General features: G+C 34.2%; 11 protein-coding genes and 1 pseudogene. 5 read left to right on the plus strand and 7 right to left on the minus strand.

Translation table 11 applies throughout. The annotated features are described in order from the left end of the window. Together V7147_RS20460 and V7147_RS20465 are read right to left on the minus strand one after the other, a co-directional pair. Positions 1–924: metal ABC transporter solute-binding protein, Zn/Mn family (locus V7147_RS20460; RefSeq protein WP_335369659.1), on the minus strand; the 924-nt coding region annotated here is incomplete at its 3' end. Positions 925–1,016: 92 nt separating this feature from the next. Next, positions 1,017–2,198 (minus strand): GTP-binding protein, encoded by a 1,182-nt coding sequence (locus V7147_RS20465; protein WP_335369660.1) that lies wholly within the window; start codon positions 2,196–2,198, stop codon positions 1,017–1,019. A 216-nt stretch (positions 2,199–2,414) separates the two neighbouring features. Between V7147_RS20465 and V7147_RS20470 the strand changes: the two genes are divergently transcribed. From V7147_RS20470 to V7147_RS20480, 3 genes are all read left to right on the plus strand, one after another. Next, positions 2,415–3,410, plus strand: a complete 996-nt coding sequence (locus V7147_RS20470) for a permease (protein ID WP_335369661.1) — start codon at positions 2,415–2,417, stop codon at positions 3,408–3,410. A 12-nt stretch (positions 3,411–3,422) separates the two neighbouring features. Further along, positions 3,423–4,343 (plus strand): TIGR03943 family putative permease subunit, encoded by a 921-nt coding sequence (locus V7147_RS20475; protein ID WP_335369662.1) that lies wholly within the window; start codon positions 3,423–3,425, stop codon positions 4,341–4,343. A 492-nt stretch (positions 4,344–4,835) separates the two neighbouring features. Beyond that, entirely contained in the window at positions 4,836–5,006 is a 171-nt protein-coding gene (locus V7147_RS20480; protein WP_335369663.1) for a hypothetical protein, read from the plus strand. Between the two features lie 129 nt (positions 5,007–5,135). Here V7147_RS20480 and V7147_RS20485 read toward each other — a convergent pair whose 3' ends face one another. The 5 genes and pseudogenes from V7147_RS20485 to V7147_RS20505 all read right to left on the minus strand — a co-directional run. Then, positions 5,136–5,243: a YjcZ family sporulation protein gene (locus V7147_RS20485; protein WP_335369664.1), complete on the minus strand. Its 108-nt coding sequence runs from the start codon at positions 5,241–5,243 to the stop codon at positions 5,136–5,138. 622 nt (positions 5,244–5,865) lie between these two features. Further along, a complete protein-coding gene (locus V7147_RS20490) occupies positions 5,866–6,087 on the minus strand; it encodes a hypothetical protein (protein WP_335369665.1) in 222 nt (73 codons plus the stop codon). A gap of 872 nt (positions 6,088–6,959) precedes the next feature. Beyond that, complete coding sequence (locus tag V7147_RS20495) at positions 6,960–7,214, minus strand: WGxxGxxG family protein (RefSeq protein WP_335369666.1); 255 nt, start codon at positions 7,212–7,214, stop codon at positions 6,960–6,962. Positions 7,215–7,520: 306 nt separating this feature from the next. Further along, on the minus strand, positions 7,521–7,988 hold the full coding sequence (locus V7147_RS20500; protein WP_335369667.1) for a hypothetical protein: 468 nt from the start codon (positions 7,986–7,988) through the stop codon (positions 7,521–7,523). Positions 7,989–8,143: 155 nt separating this feature from the next. Next, a pseudogene (locus tag V7147_RS20505) lies at positions 8,144–8,416 on the minus strand (IS110 family transposase); the annotation flags it as partial. Between the two features lie 361 nt (positions 8,417–8,777). Between V7147_RS20505 and V7147_RS20510 the strand changes: the two are divergent. Together V7147_RS20510 and V7147_RS20515 are read left to right on the plus strand one after the other, a co-directional pair. Then, positions 8,778–9,053 carry a hypothetical protein gene (locus V7147_RS20510; protein WP_335369668.1) on the plus strand — a complete coding sequence of 92 codons (276 nt, stop codon included), beginning with the start codon at positions 8,778–8,780 and terminating at the stop codon, positions 9,051–9,053. A 123-nt stretch (positions 9,054–9,176) separates the two neighbouring features. Continuing rightward, positions 9,177–9,554, plus strand: a complete 378-nt coding sequence (locus V7147_RS20515; protein ID WP_335369669.1) for a VOC family protein — start codon at positions 9,177–9,179, stop codon at positions 9,552–9,554. Positions 9,555–9,595: the final 41 nt, after the last annotated feature.

The raw sequence follows: 9,595 nt of genomic DNA on the forward strand, positions 1-9,595 counted from the left end.
AAACTTGATGTTATGTTCTTTAGCAGTATTAATAATGTTTTTTAAATCCTTTTGAGAGGGCTCATTTGTTGGTGATAAACCGGAAACACTTATTTGTTTAACACCATACCTTGACTCCCAATATCCGTAGGCTGAATGTGAAACTAAAATTTCTTTCTTTGAAGACTGATTAATAACACTCTCAAAATCTTGATCTAATGCCTGCAAGTTTTTAACTAGTTCATCAAAGTTTTTTTCAAAGTCTTCTTTAGCCTCTGGTTTTAATTCCTCAAGTGTATGAAGAATACTTTCAGCTAATTCCACAGCTTTTAAAGGATCTAACCAAACATGTGGATCAACGTCGCCATGATGATGGTGGTTGTCTTCTGTATCCGATTGACTTTCGGGATGCTCCTCAAGTTCTTCATGTTCCTCATGTTCTACATTAACACTATGACTGTGGCTTTCTTCAGAATTCGAATCAGAGTGATGGTCGTTGTGCTCTGTTTCAGTTTCTTCCTCACTTTGGTGAGCTTCTTCGTGTTCATCTTGTATATTAGATAATTCCATACTTTCTGTTGCCTTCACCAGTTGCACCTTTTCATTTTGTAATGTTTTATTGGCAGCATCAATGAAGCCTTCCACACCTGCACCAATATATATAAGAGCATCTGCTTCCGCAATCTCCACCATTTTTTTTTGAGTAGGTTCAAATGTATGAGCATCAGATCCTGGAGGAAATACACTTAAAACTTCTACATGTTCGCCCCCAATTTTTTCTGTAAAGTCCTGTAACGGAAATACCGTAGTAAAGATCTTAAGACGTTCAGATGTTGTGGTTGTGTTATTGGCCTCGTTTGAGATTGTTTTGTTTTCTGAAGCACACCCAAACAAGAATGTGGTTGTTAATATGACTAGTAACGCAAAAAAGTGTTTAGTTTTCATAATTTCCCCTCTCAATCATAATCATTCCGATTTAGTCCGCATAGTTGTATATATATATATCGTAATCATTCCGATTATGATGCCGAAAAAATTTAAATTTCATGTAGACTTGGAAGTGGATCTGATAAAGTACTCCAGTTCACCATCATTTCTTCGTCTGATAATAAACATCCATTTAAACTATCAGTAAGTTGTTCTTTTTCCATACCTATTCCTATTAAGACAAGCTCAGTTTTCCGATCTCCAAATATTGGATCCCAATCATTCAAAATTTCTGGTTCCTCGTCAAAGATCATCTCTCTATCATTTAATGGCAGAGATGCAATCCAATTTCCTACAGGCTGAAATGATAGGGATGGACCTGCTTGAGATAATAAAACGGCCTCATCATTTCTTGAAGCAAGCCAAATGAACCCCTTTGCACGAACAACTTCAACAGGCCAATCCTCTAACCAAGTCATGAGTCGCTCAGGATGAAATGGAATTCTACTCCTATAGACAAATGATGAAATACCATATTCTTCAGTTTCAGGAGTATGCTCTTCGTTTAATTCTTTAATCCATCCAGCCCCTACACTGGCTGATTCAAAGTCAAACAGTCCTGTATTCAATACCTTTTGAAGAGGGACATTTCCAAAACTTGAAAGTATGACTTCTGCTTCTGGATTTAATTTAGCGACTATTGCTTTAAGTTGAACCACTTCTTCGTGTTTAATTAAGTCAGTTTTATTCAATATTATGATGTTTGCAAATTCAATTTGATCAATTAATAAATCGACAATATCTCGACTATCTCCAGCACCTACTGCTTGTTTTCGATCAAGGAGGGTTTCACCACTAGAAAAGTCATGCCAGAAACGACTTGCATCAACTACTGTTACCATTGTATCTAATTTGCAAAGACTTGATAAATCAATACCGAGTTCTTCGTCAATATATGTGAAGGTTTGAGCTACTGGGATAGGTTCACTAATACCAGAAGATTCAATCAGTATGTAATCAATATCGCCTTGATTTACTAGGCGTTCAACTTCTATTATCAAATCCTCTCGGAGTGTGCAACAAATGCAGCCATTTTGCATTTCAACTAATTTTTCTTCTGTACGAGAAAAACCACCACTTTTTATTAAAGCTGCATCAACATTGATTTCGCTCATGTCGTTAACAATCACAGCGACACGTAGTCCTTGTCTGTTTTGTAAAACATGGTTTAGTAAAGTGGTTTTTCCTGAACCAAGGTATCCACTTAAAACTGTTACAGGTATTTCATTCATTTTTCAGCCTCCATTTTCGTTTTAAATCGTAATGATTTCGTTTTACTTAAACGATAATATAATAGAACGTCCATTTTTGCAAGTGAAAATTAATAGGAATAAAAAATAAATATTCAAACTATTATTTACAATAGTAGGAGGATTGTTTATCATAAAGCGGAATCATTCTAATTTAGATTGAATAAAAAACAGTTAGGTAATAAAGGGAGGTTTCATATGGTTCGAATTTTTAGAAGTAGCATTATTGAAACAACAGGAGTTATCATAATCCTTTTTGTGTTATTTTTACTTACGACAGACATAGGGGACTCCTATTCGACTGCAATCCCTGATTCATTATTAAATCTAAACACGATATTTTTAAGTATTTTAATAGAGGCTCTACCATTTGTTTTAGTAGGGGTTCTCATAGCAGGACTTATTCAAATTGTGGTAACCGAGGAGCATATTCGTAAATGCATACCCAAAAATAAAGTTTTAGCTGTGATTATGAGTTGCATTATAGGTTCATTGTTTCCTGGATGTGAGTGTGGCATTGTACCAATTGTACGGAGACTTATATCTAAGGGAGTTCCGATATACGCAGCGATGGGGTTTATGCTAACAGGACCTTTAATTAATCCGATTGTAATCGCATCGACCTATATGGCATTCGGGAATGATTTTAAGATTGCTATTTTGAGAATGGTGTTAGGCTTTTTCATTGCCTTAGTTATTGCTTTTTTAGTGAGCATATTTGTAAAGGGTACTCAATTTAAAAATGAGAATATCGCAACTTCGAATGATGAATCTAGAAATCAGTCCCTAAGTCATAAATTATGGGCGGTGCTTACACATTCAATCGATGAGTTTTTTGATATGGGAAAATATCTCATAGTGGGAGCATTATTAGCAGCTAGTGTCCAAACCTTTATGCCTGCTAGAGCACTACTAGAAACAGGAAGTGGGGTTATTTCATCATTACTTGTTATGATGGGGCTGACTTACATTTTGTCCTTGTGTTCAGAGGCTGATGCATTTATAGGTGCGTCCTTTAGTCATTTATTTCCAACTCATTCCATTCTTGGATTTTTAATTTTTGGACCGATGCTAGATTTGAAGAATACCTTTATTATGATGAGTGTGTTCCGGTTTAAGTTTGTTATGTTCATGCTTGGAATGGTAGCATCAGTCATATTTGTTACTCTACTAATGGTGCAGAGCTTTTTATAGGGGGGAAAATACATGAAATTTCATTTTCAACAGGCTGTTAGAGCATTTATTCTGCTTGCGTTTTCGGTTATGCTTTTTAATATGCATTCCACTGGTGAAATTACAAAATTTATTAATCCAAAGTATGAGGGCTTAAGTCAACTTGCGTCTATCATATTTCTTATTCTGTTTTTAATTCAGGTAACTCGAGTTTGGACAGCGAAGGAAGAAGGGCATCACCATCATTCTCATCATTGTAACGATCACACTTGTACTCATGACCATGGGGACTCACAATTAAATGTCAAAAAGCTATTTTCATATAGCATTATCCTATTCCCACTCCTTACCGGTTTTTTCCTACCACCTAAGACACTTGATGCAGCAGTTGCAAGTAAAAAAGGCGGAATGGAGATTTTAACAAACTACCCGAAGACAAATAAAAAGGAAGAACCGAATGTACAAGAGGAAGAGAGTGGGGATGCAGGTGAGGATATAGTAAGTATTCCTGAGTTTGATATTCACACCCCTATGAGAACGGAAGAATATGACAACCTCATCCAACTCTTAGAAAAAAGTCAAACTGTAAAAATGGATGATCATGTATTTAATGCTTATTATGAAGAGATACATAAGGATTTTAGAAAATATCAGGGAAGAACGATTGAATTAAAAGGTTTTGTATACAAAGAAGAGGGTTTTACTCAAGAACAATTTGTTATTTCAAGATTTCTAATCACCCACTGTGTTGCCGATGCGAGTATTATCGGGTTCTTAACGGAGTTGTCTGGAAGTTCGTCAATTGATACGGATACGTGGATTGAAGTAAAGGGTGTTATCGATATTACCACTTATAACGGCATGGAATTACCAATTATCAAGATAACAGAATGGAAAAAAACTGCGGAGCCTGATGAACCCTATATATATCCATTAACAATCCAATTACTTTAACAAAACAAATTGAAACTAATTACAAGTTGATGTATCTAGGAAGAAAAATTTATCACACTTCTTTTGAACAGGAATGATACCGAAATAATTTGCCTGAAATTAAAGTGTAGACTTTACTATAAACTACCAGTAGTTTGTTATTAACGCATTATTAAGTATTTTTAAAATGATTTATGTTTATTAGTTTGTGAAGAAATGTACTTAAACTAAAGGGTGTGTTAATCCAAGAAGGATTAATGCATTTTTTTGTTGAAGTTATTGAACTAACGGGGCAGTTTAGTTAAATAGGAATATGGGGTGTATTATTTTACCAGGGTGCTAAATTAATTTAATTCTAATGTAGATCAAGAGTTGTAAATGAAAGGTCCTTTTTATCCTTTGGATTCAGCATATGTCATATAAAATCTAGAAATCGAGACAAATACCCAAGAACATTTACCCAAAAATGCATATGCTGTACCGTAAATTGAAATGAGGAGGATGAATGTTTTTATGTACAATAATAGACAGTACCCAGGCATTGGTTTAGGTGGACAAGGTTCAGGTTTTGGTTTTGGACCAGGACTAGGGTTTGGAGGTCCAGGGTTTGGATTTGGCTATCCGTACCACCATCATCACTACCCTTACTATCATCATCACTACCCTTACTACCACCATTATTAAAAAAACTAATAAAAGATTCCAAATAATAATGCGTGCTTTAAAACAGGCTGTTTCTAAAATAGCAGAAACGCCTGTTTCTTGATAGATATGAAAAAAAGGTTCAGCCTCACTAGGAATACCTAATTTGAATTAATAACCACCGTGGACAAAGGAAGCACCGACGATGATTAAGAGAATAAATAGGACCACGATTAGTACAAAATTCATACCATGGCCATATCCGCCATATCCACTCATGGCTTACACCTCCTTTTTTTAAAAGTTAGTACAGAATATGTAACTGGATTTAACATGCTGTGACTATTGACTTTATTTTTAATTAATGGACACCCATAATAATGAGTGTCCAGGAGAAGGTATAAAACTATGGAGCTGAAGGTGGATAATTTAGTTTATGCGTAAAACACCAATATGAAATGGACAAGAGTGGATTTAATAATTCATAATTCGAACAATTAATTCATTAAAGATAAAAAAAGTGAAGCAAAAAGAGACCATTACATCAAATGTAATAGTCTTAGATGTTTCTTTATATTAGGATTTTCAAAGTGATAAATGTGGGAATCCACTACTTTTCCAAGGCAATGGATTCCAAAATTAAAACGAGTTATCATGACGTTGGAACTGGTAAAAAGGCCTTCAGTTTCTGGGCCAAACCTAGACAGAGTTAACAAATAAAGTACAAGGGGACCTTGAGCGGACGAGGGTTCCCTTTCTGTATTTAGCACATAGATCAGGCAGACATATGACATTATGGAATATGGAACACCACCACCAGTACCAATGTGTTTCACTCCAATTTATAAGATATTTACATAACAGAACTAACATATATCCGTTGTTAATCCACTTTTACTCTCTAAAGTTGTTTTTTAGCCTTCTTGATATCTTTTATTGCATCGTTAATATCATCGTCTACGTGGCCTAGTTCAATTAGATCCTCTTTTAAATCTTCTTCTAAGTCTTTAATTTGTTCTCTAATCTTTTTAATATTCTTTTCAACATCAGCTTTTTCTTTTGTTGCCTCTTTGAGACTTTCTAGTGCGTCGTTAAGAGATTTTTTTACTTTATTAGTGTTCATTTTAAATACACCTCCTTTCACTTTGGCCTCGGGGATGTCCCCGTGCTATATATAATGCAGAAAGTGACCATACGACACTAGTAAATTCCCCAGTCTATTTATCTATTTTTTGATCCTTCTTGTAATTTTAATAGTAATTTTCCCAAGTTTCACAACATCCAAATGTAATTCCCTCCCAAACCAAACACCATCATAAAGTACCGCATTACCCTATTAGTTTGCACATTTATTATTCAACTAAGGGTAGCTTCCCTTTAAGCAATAAATACAGCTAATATCTTAATTGTTCCTGCATTTTTTTATCTTTGTTGAAAATAATAAGTTCAGAGGTGATAAAATGGCAACTGCTAAAATAGGGGACCATATTTTATTTAAGCGTGATGGGGAAACCTATGAAGGAACTGATACGGTTGTTAGAGAAAGTTCTGATATTGTTTAGTACGGATACAATAAGGAAAAAGACGAACCTATTACAACCATAGTCAATCATAGAAATTACAAAATTAAGAATACAACTTCGTAAACAAGTGTATTTAAAGTAAAGGGTGCGTTGATGCAAGAAGGGTTAATGCACTTTTTTGTTGAAGTTATTGTACTAACGGGTGCGTTGATGCAAGAAGGATTAACGCATTTTTTGTGGAAGTTATTAAACTAAAGGAGCATTTTAGTTGAAGAAGAATATGTAGATTCATATAAAATCCCTAACGGTAGGCATTTTCTTATTCAAGTAAATAAGCAGGGTAGTCTTTAGAATAGGAGGTAGAAAGGAAGAAGTTTAATGAATAATGCAAGAAAAGGATCCCATAGAGACCCTATTCCTGTAGGTTTTGATATCAATAATAGCTCAATTAAAGCTCAAAGTAGTGTTGGGATTATCTGTTATTTCCTTGGTTGTTATCTTTCCTTCTTAATCCTAAAAGACCAGCCAAACCAAGTAACCCAATCCAGCCCCAATCCATATCGTCGTCGTCATTATCAACGTTAGCAACGTCATTACCATTCTGTGCAAAATCAGTGACTTTGCTAGCAGCGTGATTGTTTAAGTCTGAGGCATGAACAGTTGACATACCTAACAACATTGCAGTAACCAAGAGGGTGCAATATGAAAAAAGAATTTTTTTAGACATAGTTTTCCTCCTTTCCCAATTATTAACTTTAATATTTGTATTTGCATGATTAATTATTCAAGACGTATGTAGCAAAAACAAAAAACTACCTAGTTTATGGTAGTTATCTGTTTTGGTCATCTATGCTAGTCCCTGTGAAAACCAAATGTTTCACAATTTTAATATATCCTTTAAAATTTTATTTATTCTTTTAACATTTGACATTCTCAACTAATAGGTTCATTAATCTTAGAAGGATTTAGCCCTTTTTTGTTGAAACCTTTATTTAACAAAGGTGGGAGTATAATTCAAGAACGGTTTTTTTCATTAATTAAGCTTTTTGTACTTTTCAAACAGGTATTGTAATCCGTAGAACAGAAAAACCTTAGAAAAGAAATAGAAGAAAAACTGTAAATGATTTAGACGGACCAATGTAAAATACTTAATTTTTCTCGCAAATTTTGCGAATGGATAAGCAAAAAAAGCATTACCGATTGCATTAAGAAAGACAAACTTTGTGAACTTTCCATATGACCACTTCATTAACCAAATTGAAGATACCAAGAACAAACCAATATTAAAAGGGAATTCATTAAATAAGTAAGAATTTGGTTTATTATAAAAAACCCACCATCTACGTTTTTTTCCTATAAATGCATTAATCACCTCTATACAACCGATAAGAATGGAAACAGGTAGGAATCGCTTTAAATTTTGTAATCCAATAAAAGGTACAGTTGAAAATGCAATTATGACCATAGTAATATTCAAAATCCTTTGAATTTTAATTGGCATAAAAATTAAACATCCTTTACTAGAGGGTTACTACTCCATTTTGTTAAGGTATCCAAAAATTGAACTTGTATGTAAATACTAATAGAGTTAAGGAGGGAAGCTGTCATCATTTAGAGAGCTTTTCATATTATGCTATTGCTAACAGGTTGAAATATATATGAGATCAATGGATTAATGATAATCATTAAATAACCGCGTTCTTCTAAATAGTGAACGATAGGTGCTTGATAATGCCCCGTAGCTTCTAAAACTATTGCAGGTTTCCTACCAGAACCTCTTTTTACATCCTCAAGAAACGTAACTAGTGAACTAAGTCCCTCCACAGTATGTGAAACTTTAAAACTTTTACGATAAGGTTTGCCTTTGTCTAAAAATGCTTGGACTTGACTTTCCCCTTTTGAAATATCCAGACCAACGACTGGATTCATTCTAAATCTCCTCCTAATCTAGTGTTTTGCCAGTAACCCCTAATCCTCCATGTAGTATCACAGCTTCGCTTGTTATACGAGATCAAAGTCCCAACCAGCCTCAATCATGTTTCTACAAGTAGGGGGCGAACGGTTTAGTTGACGGGATCAAAGCCCCACGAGCAGATACGTTCTACCTTGGCTACTGATATAATAAAACCATATAAAAAATGGTCAACCAGAAATATTTAGCAATCTGGCTAACCTTATAATACGAAAGGGGCAGGTTAGTAAAAGGAGGATAATAACTCTTTCGTATCGAAATATAAAGCAGGTTTGTGGAAGATGGTATTGGATTCTTATGATGAAAAGAGGAGATAAATTGGGTAATAAAAAGGGATTATTACTATTTATTTCAGTAGTGATTTTTAGTATTAGTATTATAATAGCATCTAAGTCCATTTCAGATGCTATTAATAATGTTGGGCTAGGTTTATCAGATTCAAATTCAAGCCTTACTTCAAATGAGAATTATGAGTTAATTGTGAGCAATGGTTGGATGTATTTATTTGAAACAAACAGCGGTCAAATTTGGAAAAAGGCAGACAATGACGATCAAGATTCTAAATGGGAAGTAGTTAAACATTTTACCGAATAATACTTTAATATTGTTTTTTAATTATAGGGTGCGATGCTTCAATACCGAAGGTCGCTCTTTCTTATTGAAGTAACGAAGCAGTTTTCTTGAAGAAGGTTAATAATTGGGGAGGGATTTACGAAAATGAGTGTTCTTTTTAGAGTTGAACTGTATGTAGAGGACATCGAAGAATCTTTAAATTTTTATCAAGACATTGTAGGGTTAGAGTTGTATGGTAGAAGTAAAAGAGGTGCACGTTTTAATTATGATTGTTTTTCATTGTTACTTACTTCTGAATCAGCTTTAGGAGATAAACATTACTTTAACAATAAGGCTAAAAGTGACATTAAAGGAAATGGTTTTGAGCTAATTATAGTTGTAGATGAATTGGAAAAGGTGTACCAGCGATGTCTTGATAACAATTACCCAATTGAGGTTGAAGTGGAAAAGTACCCTTGGGATATGAGAGGCTTTAAGGTTACTGACCCAGATGGATATTTTATAAGGATTACTTCTGAATGATATTTGTGAAAACCTGTACTTAAAGTAAAGGGTGCGTTGAT

Origin of the sequence: Bacillus sp. JJ1521 (genome assembly GCF_036965165.1) — a bacterium.
Taxonomy (GTDB): domain Bacteria; phylum Bacillota; class Bacilli; order Bacillales; family Bacillaceae_L; genus Ferdinandcohnia.

Bases quoted from the DNA above. Each gene is read 5' to 3' on its own strand.
- V7147_RS20465 (WP_335369660.1), bottom strand. From the start codon at position 2,198: ATGAATGAAATACCTGTAACAGTTTTAAGTGGATACCTTGGTTCAGGA.
- V7147_RS20475 (WP_335369662.1), top strand. From the start codon at position 3,423: ATGAAATTTCATTTTCAACAGGCTGTTAGAGCATTTATTCTGCTTGCG.
- V7147_RS20500 (WP_335369667.1), bottom strand. From the start codon at position 7,988: ATGCCAATTAAAATTCAAAGGATTTTGAATATTACTATGGTCATAATT.
- V7147_RS20515 (WP_335369669.1), top strand. From the start codon at position 9,177: ATGAGTGTTCTTTTTAGAGTTGAACTGTATGTAGAGGACATCGAAGAA.
- V7147_RS20480 (WP_335369663.1), top strand. From the start codon at position 4,836: ATGTACAATAATAGACAGTACCCAGGCATTGGTTTAGGTGGACAAGGT.
- V7147_RS20495 (WP_335369666.1), bottom strand. From the start codon at position 7,214: ATGTCTAAAAAAATTCTTTTTTCATATTGCACCCTCTTGGTTACTGCA.
- V7147_RS20470 (WP_335369661.1), top strand. From the start codon at position 2,415: ATGGTTCGAATTTTTAGAAGTAGCATTATTGAAACAACAGGAGTTATC.
- V7147_RS20490 (WP_335369665.1), bottom strand. From the start codon at position 6,087: ATGAACACTAATAAAGTAAAAAAATCTCTTAACGACGCACTAGAAAGT.
- V7147_RS20485 (WP_335369664.1), bottom strand. From the start codon at position 5,243: ATGAGTGGATATGGCGGATATGGCCATGGTATGAATTTTGTACTAATC.